The sequence below is a fragment of the Murinocardiopsis flavida genome (genome assembly GCF_003014485.1).
GTDB lineage: Bacteria > Actinomycetota > Actinomycetes > Streptosporangiales > Streptosporangiaceae > Murinocardiopsis > Murinocardiopsis flavida.
Genome location: NZ_PYGA01000004.1, coordinates 26707 through 45447, shown reverse-complemented (window position 1 = coordinate 45447; position 18741 = coordinate 26707). Strand labels below are relative to the sequence as shown.

Below are 18741 nucleotides of genomic sequence, written 5' to 3'. Positions count from 1 at the left end.
CTGGTGCGCCGCGCTCCGCGCGGCCTTCGGCCGGACCCGCACCGGACCGGACAGGCGCCCGGTGCGGCCCGGCGCCCATGCGCTTGACTGGGGCCATGGCCGAGCCGTCCTACCCCGAGCCGCCGACCGACGGCGCCGTGCGGTTGCGCTCCTGGCGCGACGACGACGTCCCCTGTGTCGAGCAAGCGAGCCGCGACCCGCGGATCCCCGAGGCAACGACGGTCCCGGCCCGCTACACGGCGGCGGAGGCCCTGGCGTTCATCCGCCGCCAGCACGGCCGGCTCGCCACGGGCGAGGGCATCTCCTTCGCCATCGCCGCACACTCCACCGACGAGGCGCTCGGCCTGGTGATCCTGTCGCGCCGTCCGCAGGCGGGCGTAGCGGGGATCGGGTACTGGGTCGTCCCCAAGGCCCGCAGGCGGGGGCTCGCCACCCGCGCGGTCGGGATCGCGAGCGGGTGGGGACTGGACGCGGGCGGCTTCGCGCGCGTCGAGGCATGGGTCGAACCGGACAACCGCGCGTCACAGCGGGTCCTGGAGGCCAATGGCTTCGCGCGGGAGGGACTGCTCCGCAGCTTCCTGGTCCTCGGGGCGCGGCGGGCCGACGTGCTCGTCTACTCGCGCATCTGACAGCCCCGCCCCCGCCCCGGGCCCGCCGGGTGGCGGAGAGGCCGCTCCCGACGCCAGACTCGCAGGCCACGCGTTTTTCCAGGTCAAATAGAGTGGCGTAACTCTGGCGAAACACCGTACCGGTAGCGTCGCCCGCATGGATCACCCCAGGGACGCCGCACGCGGCGGGCAGCGGGCCCGGCCCGGCCGCAGCGCCGCCGCCGGGTGGGTCTCCTCACGGCCCCGCGCCGAACGGGCACGGGAGGTGGCCGACGTCCTGCGGCAGCAGATCACGTCCGGCCGCTTCCCCGACGGCGTCCTGCCGGACGAGTACAGCCTCGGGCAGCGGCTGCACGCCTCCCGCAACGCCGTGCGGGAGGCGCTGGGCCTGCTGCGCAATGAAGGGCTGATCACCCGGCGGCGCGGCGTGGGCACCACGGTGGTGCTGCCCAAGTACGGGCACGGGCTGGACCGGCTCGCGGGGCTGGCCGAGGCGCTGAGCGGCCACGGCGCCGTCACCAACGAGATCCGGGCGGCCGAGGCCGTGACCGAGCTGCCGGCCGTGATCGCCGAGCGGCTCGGCGTACCCGCCGCGGCGGGCGGGGTGCGCCTGGAGCGCCTGCGGTGGTTGGACGGGCTGCCGCTGTCGCTCGACAGTTCCTACCTCACCACCGACGTCGGTACCCGGGTGCTGGCCGGTGACCTGGTCGGCCGCGACGTGTTCAGCCTGATCGAGGAGACGTCGGGCCACCGGCTGGGGCGCGCCGACGTCGCGGTGCACGCGGTCACCGCCGACCCGGACACCGCCGCCCTGCTGCGGATCGAGGCCGGGGCCGCGGTGTTCGCGCTGGAGCGGCTGACCCACCTGGCCGACGGGCGTCCGGTGGACGCCGAGTCGATCCGCATCCGCGCCGACCGCATGGCCCTGCGCACCACCCTGCACCGCGGCGTGCCCCCGGCGTCCGGCTGATCCCCGCACGCGCGGCCCAGCGCGCCCGCTTCGTTCACGTAGTACCACCACGTACCGCCATTGATTGGAGACAGCCATGCCCGCGTCCCGCCCCGGATCGCGCACGTCGCGAATGGTCGAGGAGGGCCGGTGATGGCGGGGCTGACCGTGCCGGTGCTGATCGCGCTGGCCCTGTTCGGGTTCGTCGGCGGCGTCGGGATCACCGCCGTCGGCCCGGGCGGGGTGCTGCCCACCATCGGGCTGTTCGCCCTGACCGACCTGTCCCCCGCTGAGGTGGCCGGGACCGCCATCGTCACCCATATCGCGACCGGTGCACTGGCGACCGCCGCCTACACCCGGTCGGGCCAACTGCGCGAGGCGGCGACCCGGCGCATGGCCCTGGTCCTCGCGGGCAGCGCCGTCGTCGGGACGCCGATCGGGGTGCTGATCAACACCTTCGTGTCGGCGCGCGCCTTCGGGCTGGTGCTCGGGGTCTTCGTGGCGGGCGTGGCGGCGCTGGTGTGGCACCGGGAGCGCAGCGGCCCGGTCGCGGCGCGCGCGTACCCGCCCGTGCCGGTGCTCGCCGGGCTCGGCTTCGCCGTGTCCCTGGCCTCAGGAATCGTCGGCATCGGCGGACCGATGCTCACCGTCCCCCTGCTGGTCGCCCTCGGCGTGCCCGTGCTGGAATCCCTCGCGGTCGCCCAGGCCCAGTCGATCGTCATCGCCGGGGTGGGCACCCTGGGCTACCTCGCCCACGGCACCATCGACTGGCCCCTCGCCGCACTGGTCGGCATCCCGGAGCTGGCCGGTGTGCTGCTGGGCTGGCGGATCGCCCACGCGCTGCCGACCCGCGGCCTCAAGTACGCCCTGATCATCAGTCTGTTCGCCCTCGCCCCCTACCTCGCCCTGCACGGCTGAACACCGGTGCTGAGGCAGCGGGACACCGGGGCGCGAACCCCCGCGCCGCGGCATCCTCCCCGGCCCCGCGCCGCTGCGGCCGGGCGGGGCCGGGAGGCCGCCTGCGGAGACCGCCCGCCGCGTGGGTCCGGCGCCACCGGCACCGCACGACGGCCGCCCGCTGTCCCGACCGCGCCGCGCCCTCAACCCGGCTTGCTGGCATAATCCCCCGCACAACAGGCGATGCGGGACGTTCTCCGGGACCGGCGGCGGTCGAGGACGTCCCCCTGGGGCGGAAGGCGCGCGACGTGGATCCCCTACACCCCAGTGATCCGGAGCGTGTCGGTCGCTACCGCCTCACCCACCGGTTGGGCGCCGGGGGTATGGGCCAGGTCTTCCTCGCCCGCACAGCGGCGGGCCGACAGCTGGTCGTCAAGGTGATCCGGCCCGAGCATGTCTCCGATGCGGGTTTCCGGACGCGGTTCGCCCGTGAGGCCGCCGTCGCCCGCACGGTCGGCGGGTTCCACACCGCCCAGGTCATCGACGCCGACCCCGAGGCCGACCCGCCATGGATCGCCACCGCCCACATCCCCGGGCCCTCGCTGCACCGGTTCCTCGCGGACCACGGGGCGCTGGAGCCGGCTGCGCTGCGGGTGCTGGCCGCGGGCCTCGCCGAAGGGCTGGAGGCCATCCACGGCGCCGACCTGGTGCACCGCGACCTCAAACCCGGCAACATCATCCTCGCCGCCGACGGTCCCCGCATCATCGACTTCGGTATCGCCCGGGCACTGGACACCACCCACCAGACCGCCACCGGGGCGGTGCTGGGCACCCTCCCCTACATGTCCCCCGAACAGACCGAAGGCGACCACGTCGGCCCGGCCACGGACGTCTTCTCGCTGGGCACGGTGCTGGCGTTCGCCGCCACCGGCACCAACCCCTTCGCCGCCACCACCCCGGCCGCCACCATCCGGGCCATCATCGGGCCCGTCCCCGCCCTCGACGGACTCCCTGACGACGTGGCCGCCCTGATCACCGACTGCTGGAACCCCGACCCCGGCCGGCGTCCCACTCCCGCGCAGATCCTCGCCCGGTGCGAGGTCGCCGACCTGGACGGCGCCTGGCCGCCGGCCGGGTTCGCCCCCACCGCGCAGCAGTCCGCGCCCTCCGCCGGCAGCGAGGCCGCCACGGCGGTCGTGGACAACGGCTCCGTCCCGCCCACGACCAGGATCGCCCCGGGCCGCACCGGTGACGGCGGTGTCGCGGTGGTGTCCGCCAAGCGCAGGCGACGGCCGTGGGCCGTGGGCGGTGCCGCGATCCTCGCTGTCGCGGGCGTCGCGGGGCTCGCCACCGTGCTGCCGGCCGTTTGGCCACGAGCGGACTCGGAGTCCCCAACGTCGAGGCTGGAGCCGGTCGAGACATGGACCGGCCATAACGATCGGGTGCGTTCGGTGGCGTTCTCTCCGGACGGCGCCACTCTGGCCACCGCCAGCGGCGACGGCACCGTGCGCCTATGGGACGTCGACTCCGGCGAGGAGACCGACATTCTCGTCCACGACGACGTGGTGGATGCGGTGACGTTCGCGCCCGACGGGAAGACGCTCGTCACCGGTACCCCAAAAGGCGCGCGGCTGTGGAGCGTGAACTCCGGTGATGAGATCACCACCCTCGATGGCGATGAGCCGGCCAATTCGGTCGCGTTCGCGCCTGACGGGAAGACGCTCGCCATTGGCACCACCGAAGGTGCGCGACTGTGGGATATGGACTCGGACGAGGAGATCGCCACCCTCGAAGACGGCACCGCAGTGATGGAGGTGGCGTTCGCACCGGACGGCGCCACCCTGGCCACCGCCAATCAGGGCAGCGTGACGGTCGGCTCTGACGACCAGTTCGCGCGCTTGTGGGACGTGGACACCCGTGAAGAGGTCCAGACGATCGCTCTCGGCAAATCAGCGAACTCCATCGCGTTCGCGCCCGACGGACTGACATTCGCCACCGGCTCCCGAAGCGGGGAGCACGGCTTCCAGGGAGTCGCTCAATCGTGGAATGTGAACTCCGGCACGAGCGCCAGGGTGTTCGACCATATCCACCCGGTGCGCTCGGTGGCGTTCGCGCCGGACGGCGACACCCTCGCCACCGGAAGCCAAGACGCACTGCGGATGTGGGACGTGGACTCCGAAACGAGGATCACGGCGATCGGCCGTGGCGAGCCGGTGGAGTCGGTGGCGTTCGCACCGGACGGCGACACCCTCGCCACCGGTGGCGACGACGGCACCGTGCGGCTCTGGGACGTTTCCTGACTCCCGCCCGGCGGCGGGCTGCGCCCCCGGGCGGGGAGTCACGACGGAACGGAGTCCGCTGCGGCCGAGCGCAACTCGCCGACCTGCGCGCTCAACCGCTCCTCGACGTCGAGCAGCGCGCGTAGCCGCGCCCGCACGGCGTCGAGCCTGCGCTCGTACAGTCCCAGCGCCTCCCCGCACGCGGGCTCGTGCGTGAGGTCCCTGGACAGGCAGGCGCGGAGCTCGCGGATCTCCTCGGAGCCGAGCCCGGCGTCGAGCAGCAGGCGGACGTTGCGCACCCGCACCACCGCGTCGTCGCCGTACTCGCGGTAGCCGTTGCCGCCGCGCTCTGAGGTCAGCAGCGCCTGCTCCTCGTAGTACCGCAGCGCCCTGGTCGTGGTGCCGGTCCGCCGTGCAAGCTCGCCGATCCGCATGTCCCCCGCCTTCGCCTCGGTCACGTCTGCCGGGCCGCCGGGCCGTGGTCGCGCTCGGGTCCGGCGGCGGCACGGGGCGCGGCGTAGCGCACGACGGACGCCGCGAGCAGCACGATCGTCGCGAGACCGATCACGGCCGAGGCGACGGTCACCCCGATGCCACCGTAACCGGCCACGGCCGCGCCGCCGAGCGCGCCGCCCAGGGCGATGCCGACGTAGAGCCCGCTGGTGTTGAGCGCCACCACCTCGGTACCGGCCGGTCCCGCCAGTTCGAGCATCCTGGTGTTCATGGGCGGGTTGAACGCCCACCCCGCGAGCCCCCACACGGCGAACACGGCGGCGACCAGCGGCAGTGGGCTCGCTCCGTCGCCCGCGAAGCCGATCGCGGCGAGGACCCCGGTCGCCGCCACCTGCCCGGCGATCGTGACGAGCAGCGCGCGGTCCGCGCCCCACCGGTCGGTGGCCCGGCCGCCCAGGTCGGTGCCGATGGCGCCCGCGACGCCGACGACCGCGATCAGCGCGGCCAGTTGCGCCGTGCCCGCGCCGGTCAGGTCGCGCACGATCGGCGCGATGTAGGTGTAGGTCATCAGGCCGCCGGTGGCGCCGAGAACGGTGCCGGAGACGCCCAGCAGGATCGCCGGCCGGGTCAGCGCCCGGAACCGCCGGCGCAGCCCGATCTCGGCGGCGCCCGGCAGGTCCGGCAGGAACACCGGTGTGGCGGCGAGGACCGCCACGGCGAGCACGACCACGAAGGCGAACGTCGAACGCCACCCGAAGGCCGCGCCGAGCCAGGTGCCGACCGGCACGCCCAGCGCCAGTGCGAGCGTCAGCCCGGCCGCCACGGTGCCGATGGCGCGGCCCATCCGCTCGCGCGGCGCCAGTGCCGCGGCGATGGCGAACGCCGCAGGGGTGATCGCCGCCGCAGCGAGCGCGGCGACGACCCGGAACGCCATCAGCACCGCGTAGGTCGGCGCCAGCGCGGCACCCACGTTGGCGAGGGCGAACACGAGCATCGCGCCGACGAACAGGCGCCGCCGGGGCAGCCGTGCGGTGGCGACCGCCAGCACGGGGGCCGCCACCGCGTAGGTGATCGAGAACACCGTCACGAGTTGGCCCGCGGCGGCCTCGCTCACGCGCAGCCCGGTGGCGACCTCCGGCAGCACACCGGCCACGACGAAGTCGTCCGTGCCGACGGCGAAGGCCGCGAGGAGCAGGCAGAGCAGCCACGCGGGCAGGCCGCGGGACGGGAAGCGGGGGGTTTCGGGTGCGTCTGGATTCATGCCGCGAAGCTAGAACCTTCACGTATACGTGAAGGTCAAGCGCGCGGTGCGGGACTGGTCGCCGCAGGGGTCAGTGCAGGCCCCGCTTGCCCGGTGTCCAGAACGGTTTGACCTTGATGGACGTGCGCGGCCAGCCGCGCTCCTTGACCAGCATGTCGCGCACCATCTGGCAGGTCCGGGCCTCCCCCGCCACGTAGGCGGCCCCGGAGCCGTCGGGCAGGTCGAGCGCCGCCGCGGCCCGGAGCAGGACCTGGGACGAGGCGGCCGGTGCGCCGCAACGGTGCACCCGGCGCAGCTCCCCCTCACGGGGAAGGGGCAGGTCGTGTTCCGGGACGTCGCCCTCCACCACCCCGTACACCTCGGCCGATGCGTCCAGCCCGCGGATCATCGGCCCGAACGCCGCACCGGCGGTCTCCTCGCCGATGAACACGTGGAAGTCGGCCTCGCGCGTGTGGAAGTCGCCCTCGGGCCACCAGAAGGTGACCGGGTCGCCGGGCCGGGCCGCCCGGGCCCACGCCAACCCGATGCCGTCGCCCTCGTAGAGGTGGGCGCGCAGCTCGACCGCGCACCGGTCGGCGGCCATGTCCCAGATCGTGTACGTGCGCAGCGTCTCGGCGGGGCGCAGGATGCCAGCCACCGACAGCGGGTCCATCAGCTGGATCCTGATGTGCTGGCCGGGGGTGTAGGGGAACGCGACGGGCCGGTCGGTCCGGAGCCGGATCCGCAGCATCGCGGGGGTGACGGGCTCGGCCTCGGTCACCGTCGCGTCGACCGCGTACTTGCCGAAGACGCCGACGAGGGGGTTCTTGCGCCTGGTGGCGGGCATGTCAGGCCGCCGTCCCGCGGTCCTGCGGCCTGTCCTGTGACCGGTCGTGCGGCGTTTCGGGGCCGCGCCGCTGGGCGGCGGAGTACGACAGCCCCCACCACGCCGCCGAGACGAGCGCCGCCCCGAGAAGGATCCGCCAGCGGAGTCTCATCGCATCTCCTAATGATTCTAGTTTTATTTAGAGCCATTAAGTAAACATAGGGGCGTTAGGATGTCAATCCCGGCAGGCGCCGACGAAGGGAGCGGGATGCCCGCACGCACCACCGAACGGCGGCGCAGGCTGCGCGAGGCCACCCTCGACGAGATCCACGCGGCGGCGCGCCGCCTGCTGGTCGACAAGGGGCCCGCCGCGGTCACCATCAACGCGGTGGCCAGGGAGGTCGGCATGAGCGGTCCGGCCCTGTACCACTACTACGCCGGCTATGACGAACTCGTCGGCGCGGTCACCGCGGGCTTCTTCCGCGAACTCGCCGAGGCCATGGGCCGGGCCCGCGACGCACACCCCGGCGCGCCGATCGCCGAACGCCTCGTCGCGGCGTGCCGCGCCATGCGCGCGTGGGCGACAACCCACCCGGCCGAGTTCGGCTGGATCTTCGCGAGCCCCGTCACCCCGTCCAACCGGCAGCCCGCCTCGGCGCGCCACCAGGCCGCACAGCGCTTCGAGCAGATCCTGCTCGACCTGTTCGTCGAACTGTGGCGGACGCACCCCTTCCCCGTGCCCGATCCGGCCGACCTGCCGCCGTCACTGCGCGAGCAGCTGGCCGCCTACTCCGACACCATCGGCGGGCTGCTGCCGCCCGAGGCCGCCCATGTCTTCCTGACCTGCTGGACGCGGATGTACGGCCTGCTGTGCATGGAGGTCCTGCACCAGCTCGACTTCGCCTACACCGACATGGAGCCGGTCTTCGAGGAGTGCCTGCGCGACCTCGCCGGGCGGCTCGCCCTGGACCTCCCGGCCCAGTCCGCCACCCCGCCGGCCACCTAGGCGCGCCATGACGCGCTGATCACGCCGCCGCGGCCCAAGGGGGACGTGCGGCGAGCGCACCCGTCCTGAGCAGGGCGGGGATCGATCCCACGGCGACCCGTACTGACGATGTTGCCAATTTTTAAACATACCTGCTAACTTTTCGACCATCATGACAAAGAGCGAAGAAGGCAGGGGTGGATCGTTCATCCACACCGCCCGCAGAGAGCAACTGGTGGAGTGCGCGATCGAGGTGATCGCCGAACGGGGGCTCGCCCGCGCATCGATGGTGCGCATCGCCGAGCGGGCCCAGGTCAGCCGCGGCGTGCTGTCCTACCACTTCCGCGACCGCGCCGAGTTGATCGAGAAGGTGGTGGAGAGCGTGTACGACCTGGGCGCGGCCGTCCTCGGCCCGCGGATGGCGGCGGCCGGCACACCGAGAGAGTCCCTGCTGACGTTCGTCAGCGGGAGCATCGAGCTGTACGCCGACTACCCGCGGCACATGGCGGCGCTGACCGAGATCTTCGCCGGGGAGGCCGAGGACGCCGTGCCCCGGGCGCGGCACCACCGCCACACCCAGGAGGCCACCGACCTCGGCCGGATCCTGCGGGCCGGCCAGGAGCAGGGGCAGTTCCGCGCGTTCGACGTCGAGTTCATGTGCACCACCATCCGGCAGGCGCTGGACGGGGCGCTGAAGCCCATCGCGCGCGGCGAGCGACCCGAGAAGTACGTCGCCGAACTGCGTGCGACCATCGACGCCGCGACGGCCGCCCAGGCGGCGCGATGACCACCCCCAAGCGCCGTCGGCGCCGCATCGCCGGAGTGGCCGCGGCCATGCTCATCGCGCCCGGTGCAGCGAGCGCCGCGACCCCCGGACCCGGATCGCCCTCGTTGACGGTGCGGTTGGATTCCGGCCGGATCCACGGCATCGAGACCGACACCACCCGCCGGTTCCTCGGCATCCCCTACGCCAGCCCGCCGGTCGGCGACCTGCGCTGGGCGCCGCCGCAACCGCCGAAGCCGTGGCGCGGCGTACGGGAGGCCGCCGCAACGGGCAGCGCGTGCCCGCAGGCCGCGCCCGGCCAGGACCCGATCACCGACGAGGACTGCCTCTTCGTCAACGTCACCACGCCGCGCGACGCCGAGCCGGGGTCCGGGCTCCCGGTGATGGTCTGGTGGCACGGCGGCGGCTTCACCCAGGACAGCGGCAACTACTACCACGCCGAGCGGCTGGCCGACCAGGGCAACGTCATCGTCGTGACGGTGAACTACCGCCTCGGGATCCTCGGCTACTTCGGCCTCCCCGGCCTGCCCGGGTCGGGGAACTTCGGGCTCGCCGACCAGATCGCCTCGCTCGAATGGACCAAGCGCAACGCCGCCGCGTTCGGCGGCGACCCGGCCAACATCACGGTGTTCGGCCAGTCCGCGGGGGCCATGTCCATCTGCGCCCTGCTGACCTCGCCGCGCGCCGACGGCCTCTTCGCGAAGGCCGCGGTCTCGTCCGGGTCCTGCCTGCTGCGGTGGCCGAATGGCGGCCTCTACCCCGGTGCGGCGGCGCAGGCCCCCTACCTGCCGCTCCGGCGGGTGCAGGAGGACGGCCTGGCGGTCGCCAGAGACCTCGGCGCCTCTCCGGGCCGGGAACTGGCCGACATGCGCGAGAAGCCGGTGGCCGAACTGCTGACGAAGACGCAGGGCTTCACCAACCACCTCGCCTACGGCACCGGGCTGCTGCCGATGGACCCCGCCGCCGCCGTGCAGGCGGGCGCGTTCACCCGGGTCCCGATGATCTCGGGGAACACCCGCGACGAAGCCCGTTCGTTCGTGGCCGGCGCCATGATGGTCGACCCCGACCGGATCACCGCGGAGACCTACCCCGGCCTCCTGCGGAACGCGTTCGGCGACAACGCGGCCGCCGTGGCGGCCGAGTACCCGCTGTCGGAGTACCCCTCGGCCGGCCTGGCCTGGGCCACGGTCGTCACCGACCACACGTGGGCCGGGCAGACGCAGGCGGGGAACCGGGAGTTCGCACGGCACACGACCGTCTACCCCTACGAGTTCGCCGACCCGGACGCGCCCAACGTCAACGGGGTCGAGGTCCCCGAGGTCCCGCAGGGAGCCGCGCATGCGACCGACCTGCCGTCGCTGTTCGAGCTGCACGGCCATGACCTCCTCACCGACCCGGCGCAGCGGGAGATGTCGCGGACGATGATCGGTTACTGGACCGCGTTCGCCCGCACCGGGGACCCGAACCACGAGGGCGCCCCGCATTGGCCCGCCGGAACTGACGGCGGCCGCGCGATGCGGTTCACACCCGGCGCCGTTGAACCGGCCGACGTCGCGACGGAGCACCACGCCGAGTTCTGGAGATCACTCGGTTGATCGGCACCGACCCCAAGAATGGAACGACAGGGAACACCATGACGACTCTTCAGACAGGCGTGCGCTCGGTGCCGAAATTCCCGCTGGCGACCACCCCGCGGATCATGGTCGCCGCCACCTGCTGGATCCTCTGCCTCGGCTTCTTCGTCATCGAGGCGATCGTGCAATCCGCCTGGACCACCCCGTACAGCATGGTCGACAACTACATCAGCGACCTGGGCGCAACCGAGTGCGGCACGGTGACCATCAAGAACTACCAGGAGTACGTCTGCTCGCCGCTGCACGCCCTGATGAACGGCGCCTACATCGGCGTCGGCGTGCTCGCCATCCTCGGCGCCGCCCTCGGCCGCGCGGCGTGGCCGAAGGGCGGCCTCGCCACCACCGGGCTGGTCCTGGTCGCCCTGGCGGGGGTCGGCGCGATCATCGCCGGCGTGTACCCCGAGAACGTCGACCTGGACCTGCACCTCCTCGGTGCCGTGATCGCGATCCCGATGTCCAACATCGGCATGGGCCTGCTGGCGCTGGCCTTGCGGCGGACCAACCCGGTGCTCAGCGCCTTCACCGGGGCGGCCGTGCTCATCGGGCTGACCGGCCTCGTGTTCGTCGCGATGGCGCCGGACTCCGGGATCGGCCTCGTGGAGCGGCTCGCCGGCTACCCGTTCGAGATCTGGAAGGTGGTCATCGGACTGGCGGTCCTCACCGCCTGGATCCGCCGCTCCTAGGCCGCGACTCGCGGCCGCCTCCGGACGGCCCTCGGCCCCCGCTGCTCGGCCTCGCGACGGCCGAGCAGCGGGGGCCGCGTAGTCGCGATGGCCGAGCAGCGGGACCGACCAGGTCAGGCGCCGGTGCGCTCGGCGACCTCCGCTGCGAGGGCGCCGCGCAACCGCTCGTAGGTGGGTGCGAGGCGCCGCAGGCCCGCCGCCAGCGCCGCATCGTCGCCTGTGACGAGGGGGTGCTGGAGTCCCCCGAGGATGCGGGCCTGCCCGGTCGCGACGGCGGCGGGGCCCGCCAGTCCCAGGATCCCCAGGCACGTGGCCGCGTCGGCGAGCCTGCGCGCGCCGACCCGCACCCCGAACTCCGCCAGCAGCGCGCGGACGCCGGGGTCGAGCCCGGCGTCCACCTGCGACGCGAGCGCCTCGACCGCCGCCGCCCCGCCGAGCGATCCCGGCGGCATCGGCCGGTCGGTGCGGCCGCCCAGCCAGTCGAGCGCGTTCGGGAGGGACCGCCGCAGCGCCTCCGCGTCCGCGACCGCACGCTCCCGGACGAACCCGGTGCGCAGCACGAACCCCGCCTCGACGTAGGGCACCCCCGCCGCGCGCCACGACGCGGTGAAGGCCGCCGCAGGCAGGGTCGCGTATGGGTGGCCGTGCGGGTCGTGCAGCAGAACGGTGCCGTCCTCGACACCGAGGACCACCACGTAGTGGTCGCCGCCCGAGGGGTCGTCGTCGGGAAGGCCGGTCTGGTACGCCAGCAGACCCATGTCCACCGGCCCCACCAGGGCGGGCCCGCGGACGCAGGCCGCGCGCAGCCGGGCCGGCGCCTCCTCGGCGGTGCCGCCCGCGCTGCGCTCGCACCGCCAGCCGAGCAGGCCGATGGCGGCGTCGAGGCCGACCTCCGGGTTCCAGCCGTAGGGGTCGAACAGCGGCAGGGTCCCGCCGATCGACTGCACGCCGAACGGCGCGCCGGTCAGCGTCTCGATGACCGCAGGCGCGGGCGCCGCGGGCCCGAGCACCATCGCGAGGGAATGGGTGTAGCAGTAGGGCCCGGAACCGGTGTAGGGCGGCATGCCGAGGCCGTCGTTCAGAGCGGACGCGCGGCCGCCGGTGCCGGTCATGCGGGCCCGCTGATGGGCTCTTGCAGCTCGGTCACCCACTGGTCGCGGTCCCCGGGTCCCGCGAGGGTGAGCTCGCGGGCGTAGCCGCGGGAGCTGTGGCCGTTGGCGTCGATCCAGCGCGCCAGCGCCTGGGCGGTGGGCAGCACGTCGTCCATGGGGCCGCGGTGCACGATGGTGGCGGCGCGCTCGACACCGGGCAGATCGACGACGTCGACGTCCCCGATGCTGCGGACTCCCTCGGCGACCGGCAGCCCGGCGTGCACGGTGATCGCCCCGCCGTGCGGCGCGTCCTCGTAGTAGGCGATGCCGGGGCCCGCTGCGGCCACACCGGCGGCGTCGAGGCGGCGGCAGAGTTCGGCGTAGAGGGGGCCGATGACCGGCCCGATGTCCTGCGGGTCGAAACCGGCCGCGATACCGGTCAACTCGGCCAGCCGCACGGGCGGCAGGCTCTTGACGACGATGTCCTCGGTGGGCATGAGTCCCTCGTTCTCGACTGTGCGGAGCCGCGCCTCGACCTGCGCCAATCGCGCCGCGGCGTCGGCGGCGGCCGTCTCCAGCTGGGCGCGCCGCAGCCGCAGCATGCCGCGCAGCTCTTCGGGGCCGACGTCGTCGAGGATCGTCTGGACCTGGTGCAGGGTGAACCCCAGGTCCTTGAGCGCGATGATGCGGTTCAGCCGCGCGAGCTGCGCGGCCCGGTAGTAGCGGTATCCGCTGTCCGGGTCGACGCGAGCGGGGCGCAGCAGCCCGATGACGTCGTAATGCCGCAGCATGCGGACCGACACCCGGCCGTACTTGGCGAAGTCTCCGATGATGAACATGACCCCTCCACCCCACCCCCTGACACAGTGACAGGGTCAAGCGCGATGACGGCGTGTTCCGCCGCGGCCGGTCACGGGATCGCCCCCGCGGGTTCGGCGGCGCCGATGGTGGAGCGCGCGTAGTCGCGGAACGCGGCGATCTCGGGATGGGCGGGCACCGGCGCCCAGGCGAGGTGGACGGTGATGGTCGGGGCGTCCTCGATGGCGAGGTAGTGCACGTCGGGGTGGGGGTGGCTGTGCGCGGTCGCCTCGCCGGTCACCCCGACCGCCTCGCCGGTGGCGATCACCGTGAGCCACTCATCGGCGTTCTCCACATGGAGGCCGGTGTCGGGGCGCCCGCCGACGGGCCATAGTCCGGCGCTGGTCGTCGCGGCAGTGGCGCACAGCGCGACGCGGCGGTCGGCGAGGTCGGCGAGCCGCAGCCGGGTGCGGCTCGCAAGCGGGTCGCCCTCGGCCACGGCCGCGATCCGCTGTTCGCGGAACAGCGGCAGGACGTAGAACGCGTCGTCGCGGGGCAGCACGCGCAGGAACGCGAGGTCGATGTCGCCGCGGCGCAGCGCGGGCTCGGGGTCGCCGAGGCGGTGGACCGACACCGGCACATCGGGGCGGGTGGCCCGCCAGCCGCGCAGGAGCGGCACCGTGTGGCGGCCCAGCGCGCCCCAGGAGAAGCCGACGCGCAGTGGGCGGGGCCCCGTCGTGACCTCGGCGAGGGCGTCGTCGAGGTGCGCCAGGATCACGTGTGCGTGCTCCCACAGCCGCTTCCCCTCAGGGGTGAGTTGCAGTGCCCGTGTGGTGCGCTCCACCAGCAGCGCCCCGAGCCGCCTCTCCATCTGGTCGAGCGTGCGTGACAGCGCGGGCTGGCTGATCCCGAGAGCAGCGGCCGCCCCCGTGATGGTGCCGTCGTCGCCGATCGCAGCCAAGGCCCGCAGATGTCGCAGCTCCACATTCATAACCACCGAGCATAAGTGCCGCGCGGTAGACATTTCTCTTTCCGGGCGCGGCCTCCTAGCGTCGTCTGTATGAGAATCCTGCTGGTCGGAGCCGCCGGAAAGCTCGGCGCGGCCGTCCACGAGACCCTTGTCAACCGCGGTCATTCGATCGTCACCGTCGGCCGCTCCAGTGGAGACCTGCGCCTGGACATCACCGACCCCGCCCAGATCACCGCCGCCTACGACCGGGCCGGCGACATCGACGCCGTGGCGAGCGCGGCCGGCGACGTCCCGTACAAGCCCGTGGTCGAGATGATGCCCGCCGACTACCTGTCGGCCTTCAACGGGAAGGTGGCCGGCCAACTCGAACTCGTGCGTCAGGGCACCGCCCGCATCGCCGAGCGGGGCTCCTTCACGCTGATCACCGGCGTTCTCGCGGAGCAGCCGATCCCCACTGGCAGCGCCGCGGGGATGGCGAACGGCGCGGTCGAGGCGTTCGTCCGTTCCGCGGCGATCGAGATCGCGCCGCAGCGCGTCAACGCTGTGAGCCCGACCATCTTCACCGAGTCCGTCGCCGACTACGGCGACTTCTTCCCCGGTGTCGAACCCGTGGACCTGGAACGGGTCGCCAGCGCCTACGTCCGCTCCATCGAGGGCGCCCAGACCGGCCAGGTCTACCCCGTCCGGTAGGCCTTGCCCAGGACACGGCGTTGTCGTATCTGCGGGCCGTGCAAGATCGGCCTGGGCCGACAGCGCTGCCGTTCCCGGCGGGCGCCCGTGGGGAGACTCACTTGGTGGGTGATCGCGAGGGAGGGTTCTGGTCACTCCCCGCCACTTTCAACTTATAGCGCACCCCGGGGCTTGCGGCAAGACCCCCTGGATGGCGCAGAATCGTCGATCGTGACCGGAGAACATGACACGGGAGACGACGTGAAGTACCTGATCAACAGCGCGTTCGACCTCCCCGACCACCTTGCCGCCAAAGCCGACCCGAAGCTGATCGCCGACGACGAGCGGCATTTCGCCGCCATCGCGGAGAGCCTCGAACAGTCGGTCGCCGACCTGTCCGACCGTCTCGACGCCGCGCGCCGGACCCCTGGCGGGAGGGGCCGGGAGGCGCTGGACCGGGACATGGAGGTGCACCGGCTGGCCGCGCGCCTGCGCACACTGCGCCGCTTCAGCCTGGACCTGTGCCTGGGGCGCATCGTCGGCGCGGACGGCGCCGAGCCCGTGTACATCGGGCGGCTCGGCCTCACCGACAGTGAGGGGCGCCGCCTGCTGCTCGACTGGCGCTCCCCCGCTGCCGAGCCGTTCTTCGCCGCGACCCACGCCGATCCGATGGGCCTGGCGAGCCGCCGCAGGTACCGCTGGACGCGGGGCCGGGTCGGCGACTACTGGGACGAGGTGTTCACCGCGGACGGGTTCGAGGGGCACGCCGCGCTGGACGACCAGTCCGCCTTCATCGCCAGCCTGGGCGCCAACCGGTCGGCCCGGATGCGGGACGTGCTCGGCACCATCCAGGCCGACCAGGACGCCATCATCCGCGCGGGTTCCGGTGGCGCGCTGGTGGTCGACGGCGGCCCGGGGACAGGGAAGACCGTCGTCGCCCTGCACCGCACCGCCCACCTCCTCTACGCCGACCCCCGCCTCGGCCACCATCGGGGCGGCGTGCTGTTCGTCGGCCCGCACCAGCCCTACCTGGCCTACGTCGCCGACGTGCTGCCGAGCCTCGGCGAGGAGGGCGTGCAGACCTGCACCCTGCGCGACCTACTCCCCGAGGGCGCCGCGGCGGAGGCCGAGGCCGACCCGGCGGTCGCCCGCCTGAAGTCCTCCGCCGACCTGGTGCGGGCGATCGAACCGGCCGCAGCGTTCTACGAGCGGCCGCCCGCCCAGGGGACGGCGGTCGCAACGGACTGGGGCGAGGTCCGGCTGAGCGCCGCCGACTGGGCCGAGGCGTTCTCGGCGGTCGAACCGGGGACCCCGCACAACGAGGCGCGGGAGCAGATCTGGGCGGAGCTGGTCGCGATCCTGGCGGACAGGTTCGACGCCGACGAGGTCTCGCCCGCCATGCTCCGCGCGGCGCTGCTGCGGGACGCCGACCTGGTCAGGACCCTCAACCGCGCGTGGCCGCTGCTCGAACCGACCGACATCGTCGCCGACCTGTGGTCGGTACCCGCCTACCTGCGCAAGTGCGCCCCCTGGCTGAGCCTGGACGAGATCAGGACGCTGCGGCGCGAGGAGGGCCGGCCCTGGACGGTGTCCGACCTGCCGCTCCTTGACGCGGCGCGGCAGCGCCTCGGCGACCCGGAGGCGTCCCGGCGCGAACGCCGGCGCAGCGCCACCGCAGCCGCCGAACGCGAGCGCATGGCCGCCGTCATCGACGACATCCTCGAAGCCGACGACGACGGCGAGGGCGCGGTGACCATGCTGCGCGGCCAGGACCTCAAGGACAGCCTGGTCGACGAGGCCGCGCTGCCCGCAGTGGATCCGGACCTGCTCGCCGGCCCGTTCGCGCACATAGTCGTGGACGAGGCCCAGGAGCTGACCGACGCGGAATGGCAGATGCTGCTGCTCCGCTGCCCGTCCCGGAGCTTCACCATCGTCGGTGACCGCGCCCAGGCCAGGCACGGGTTCACGGAGTCGTGGCGGGAGCGGCTCGAACGGCTCGGATTCGACCGGATCGCCATGGCCTCGCTGAGCATCAACTACCGGACGCCGGAGGAGGTCATGGCGGAGGCCGAACCGGTCATCCGGGCGGCGCTCCCGGACGCCAACGTGCCGGTGTCCATCCGCGGCAGCGGCGTCCCCGTCGGCCGCGGTTCGGCATCGGACCTGGGCCGGGTCCTCGACACCTGGCTCGCCGAGAACGCGGAGGGGACCGCCTGCGTCATCGGCGACCCCGCGTTCCGGGCGACGCCGCGCGTCCGGTCGCTGACCCCGGAACTGGCGAAGGGCCTCGAGTTCGACCTGGTCGTCCTCGTCGACCCGGAGGGGTTCGGCACGGGCATCGAAGGGGCGGTCGACCGCTACGTCGCGATGACCAGGGCGACCGGCCGACTCGTCATCCTCACGAGCCCCGGGTAGATGACCAGCGGCAGGACCCAACGCGCGGGTTTCGTCTTGACTTGTCAGGAGAGCGGGTCCCGCAGCAGCGGGTCACCCCGTCAGGGCAGGCAGGACCACAGGCCCCGACCATGCCGTCTCGCCACGATCAGCTTGACGTGCCCCTGCGAGCAGCCCGCACCCTTTGATAGCAGCACACTTTTCGACGAAGGGGACTGTGATGGATGTCGATGCAGGTAGTGGCGATCAGCGGCTGTTGGCAGAGCAGATCGCCTACTACCGGGCCGTCGCCGACGAGTATCACGACAATCAGCTCGACCAACCCGGCGTTGACGAACTCATCGCCGCGGTCGAGACGTTCGCTCCCACCGGCAACGTCCTGGAACTGGCATCCGGGCCGGGCACCTGGACACCGCAACTGCTCCGCCGTGCCGAAACCGTCACCGCGGTCGACGCATCACCCGAGATGCAGGCATGGGCCAGGCAGCGCGTCGCCGCCGACCTCGGGCGGGTGCGATTCGTCCTGGCCGATCTGTTCACCTGGGAGCCCGACCGCCGCTACGACGGCGTTTTCATGGGCTTCTGGATCTCACACGTGCCCTGGGGCCGTTTCGCAGAGCTATGGGACCTTGTCGATCGCAGCCTGCACCCGGGGGGCCGGGTGTTGTTCGTCGATGACGGTCACCGCACCGAGCAGGAGCTCATCAACGGAGAGGCGTCAACGATCATCCAGCGCCGCCTGCGTGATGGCACTCCCCATCGCGCGGTGAAAGTACCGCACACACCTCAAGAGCTCACGCGTGAACTGACCCGTCTGGGCTGGAACATCCGAGTCCATCAGACCAGCGGCCCCTTCTGCTGGGGCCTCGGCGAACGGGCCGACCCACGACGCTAGCCACCACACACTGCACCGGCTGAGCTCGAACCGGTCCCAAAGCGCGAGATCTTCTCAGGCACCACGATGAACGCGCTGCTCTATGCCCTGGCGGCAGGGGGAGGAAGTGGCCAGGTGTAGTGGTTGGCGAGGGCCGAACTAGGGGGAACCATCGATGACCGACGTCCACACACTCCCTGCACCGATTGTCGCCCACGCGTGGGACGGCGTCGACACCTCCATCGACGCCGAGGTACCCGAGCTGCTGTCTGATGACCAGTTCGACCGCTACTCCGGGACCGTCGCCGCGCTGCTCACCGCCGCGGGGCTGGACGTCCGCGCCCCGAACGAGAACGACCCGAGCTCGCTGCGTGTCAGCAACCTCCGCACGCGCCACACCGTGGAACTCGACATGCGCGACGACCGAAGCGCGGACTGGCCCCTCGGAACCGGGGACGAGATCCCTGAGGGCACCTCGGCGGCCGACCTCGCCGCACAGATCGCGCGGCTCCTCAGTGCCTCCGCCTTCCCGACCGGCTGAGTGGCTGTTGGGGTGCCGGTCTGGCCTGTTCCGGTGAGGATGTGCGTCGGCGGTCGCTGCTGCGCA

19 protein-coding genes are annotated in these 18741 nt (G+C 72.8%); 12 read left to right on the top strand and 7 right to left on the bottom strand.

The window, feature by feature from the left end:
* The first annotated feature begins 95 nt into the window (after window positions 1-95).
* The 4 genes from CLV63_RS07340 (at window position 96) to CLV63_RS07325 (ending at window position 4754) form a co-directional block, all read left to right on the top strand.
* A complete protein-coding gene (locus tag CLV63_RS07340) occupies window positions 96-629 on the top strand; it encodes a GNAT family N-acetyltransferase (RefSeq protein WP_106582161.1) in 534 nt (177 codons plus the stop codon).
* 136 nt (window positions 630-765) lie between these two features.
* The gene (locus CLV63_RS07335) at window positions 766-1578 is read left to right on the top strand and encodes a GntR family transcriptional regulator (RefSeq protein WP_106582160.1); all 813 of its coding nucleotides are present in this window, start codon (window positions 766-768) and stop codon (window positions 1576-1578) included.
* A 132-nt stretch (window positions 1579-1710) separates the two neighbouring features.
* Entirely contained in the window at window positions 1711-2475 is a 765-nt protein-coding gene (locus CLV63_RS07330; protein WP_106582159.1) for a sulfite exporter TauE/SafE family protein, read from the top strand.
* 287 nt (window positions 2476-2762) lie between these two features.
* Entirely contained in the window at window positions 2763-4754 is a 1992-nt protein-coding gene (locus CLV63_RS07325) for a WD40 repeat domain-containing serine/threonine protein kinase (protein WP_106582158.1), read from the top strand.
* A gap of 38 nt (window positions 4755-4792) precedes the next feature.
* Here CLV63_RS07325 and CLV63_RS07320 read toward each other — a convergent pair whose 3' ends face one another.
* The 4 genes from CLV63_RS07320 to CLV63_RS33470 all read right to left on the bottom strand — a co-directional run bounded on the left by CLV63_RS07320 (window position 4793) and on the right by CLV63_RS33470 (window position 7424).
* The gene (locus CLV63_RS07320; RefSeq protein WP_106582409.1) at window positions 4793-5167 is read right to left on the bottom strand and encodes a MerR family transcriptional regulator; all 375 of its coding nucleotides are present in this window, start codon (window positions 5165-5167) and stop codon (window positions 4793-4795) included.
* A gap of 20 nt (window positions 5168-5187) precedes the next feature.
* Window positions 5188-6447 (bottom strand): MFS transporter, encoded by a 1260-nt coding sequence (locus tag CLV63_RS07315; protein ID WP_106582157.1) that lies wholly within the window; start codon window positions 6445-6447, stop codon window positions 5188-5190.
* A gap of 70 nt (window positions 6448-6517) precedes the next feature.
* Window positions 6518-7273 (bottom strand): siderophore-interacting protein, encoded by a 756-nt coding sequence (locus CLV63_RS07310; protein ID WP_106582156.1) that lies wholly within the window; start codon window positions 7271-7273, stop codon window positions 6518-6520.
* Between the two features lies 1 nt (window position 7274).
* Window positions 7275-7424: a hypothetical protein gene (locus CLV63_RS33470; RefSeq protein ID WP_170134167.1), complete on the bottom strand. Its 150-nt coding sequence runs from the start codon at window positions 7422-7424 to the stop codon at window positions 7275-7277.
* 60 nt (window positions 7425-7484) lie between these two features.
* Here CLV63_RS33470 and CLV63_RS07305 point away from each other — a divergent pair, with 60 nt between their 5' ends.
* The 4 genes from CLV63_RS07305 to CLV63_RS07290 all read left to right on the top strand — a co-directional run bounded on the left by CLV63_RS07305 (window position 7485) and on the right by CLV63_RS07290 (window position 11338).
* Window positions 7485-8258 (top strand): TetR/AcrR family transcriptional regulator, encoded by a 774-nt coding sequence (locus CLV63_RS07305; RefSeq protein WP_245928638.1) that lies wholly within the window; start codon window positions 7485-7487, stop codon window positions 8256-8258.
* A 151-nt stretch (window positions 8259-8409) separates the two neighbouring features.
* A complete protein-coding gene (locus tag CLV63_RS07300) occupies window positions 8410-9024 on the top strand; it encodes a TetR/AcrR family transcriptional regulator (protein WP_106582154.1) in 615 nt (204 codons plus the stop codon).
* A complete protein-coding gene (locus CLV63_RS07295) occupies window positions 9021-10616 on the top strand; it encodes a carboxylesterase/lipase family protein (protein WP_106582153.1) in 1596 nt (531 codons plus the stop codon). The genes CLV63_RS07300 and CLV63_RS07295 overlap by 4 nt, the downstream gene beginning before the upstream one ends.
* Window positions 10617-10654: 38 nt before the next feature.
* Window positions 10655-11338, top strand: a complete 684-nt coding sequence (locus CLV63_RS07290; RefSeq protein WP_106582152.1) for a DUF998 domain-containing protein — start codon at window positions 10655-10657, stop codon at window positions 11336-11338.
* 113 nt (window positions 11339-11451) lie between these two features.
* Here CLV63_RS07290 and CLV63_RS07285 read toward each other — a convergent pair whose 3' ends face one another.
* The 3 genes from CLV63_RS07285 to CLV63_RS07275 form a co-directional block, all read right to left on the bottom strand.
* Window positions 11452-12450 (bottom strand): hypothetical protein, encoded by a 999-nt coding sequence (locus tag CLV63_RS07285; RefSeq protein WP_245928637.1) that lies wholly within the window; start codon window positions 12448-12450, stop codon window positions 11452-11454.
* Complete coding sequence (locus tag CLV63_RS07280; RefSeq protein ID WP_106582151.1) at window positions 12447-13268, bottom strand: MerR family transcriptional regulator; 822 nt, start codon at window positions 13266-13268, stop codon at window positions 12447-12449. The genes CLV63_RS07285 and CLV63_RS07280 overlap by 4 nt, the downstream gene beginning before the upstream one ends.
* A gap of 71 nt (window positions 13269-13339) precedes the next feature.
* A complete protein-coding gene (locus CLV63_RS07275) occupies window positions 13340-14218 on the bottom strand; it encodes a LysR family transcriptional regulator (protein WP_106582150.1) in 879 nt (292 codons plus the stop codon).
* A gap of 69 nt (window positions 14219-14287) precedes the next feature.
* Between CLV63_RS07275 and CLV63_RS07270 the strand changes: the two genes are divergently transcribed.
* The 4 genes from CLV63_RS07270 to CLV63_RS07255 all read left to right on the top strand — a co-directional run bounded on the left by CLV63_RS07270 (window position 14288) and on the right by CLV63_RS07255 (window position 18675).
* The gene (locus CLV63_RS07270) at window positions 14288-14887 is read left to right on the top strand and encodes a short chain dehydrogenase (RefSeq protein WP_106582149.1); all 600 of its coding nucleotides are present in this window, start codon (window positions 14288-14290) and stop codon (window positions 14885-14887) included.
* A 240-nt stretch (window positions 14888-15127) separates the two neighbouring features.
* The gene (helR, locus tag CLV63_RS07265) at window positions 15128-17281 is read left to right on the top strand and encodes an RNA polymerase recycling motor ATPase HelR (RefSeq protein ID WP_106582148.1); all 2154 of its coding nucleotides are present in this window, start codon (window positions 15128-15130) and stop codon (window positions 17279-17281) included.
* 199 nt (window positions 17282-17480) lie between these two features.
* Window positions 17481-18155, top strand: coding sequence for a class I SAM-dependent methyltransferase (locus CLV63_RS07260; RefSeq protein ID WP_106582407.1), 675 nt, complete (start codon window positions 17481-17483; stop codon window positions 18153-18155).
* A 154-nt stretch (window positions 18156-18309) separates the two neighbouring features.
* Window positions 18310-18675 carry a hypothetical protein gene (locus CLV63_RS07255; protein ID WP_106582147.1) on the top strand — a complete coding sequence of 122 codons (366 nt, stop codon included), beginning with the start codon at window positions 18310-18312 and terminating at the stop codon, window positions 18673-18675.
* Window positions 18676-18741 lie beyond the last annotated feature (66 nt).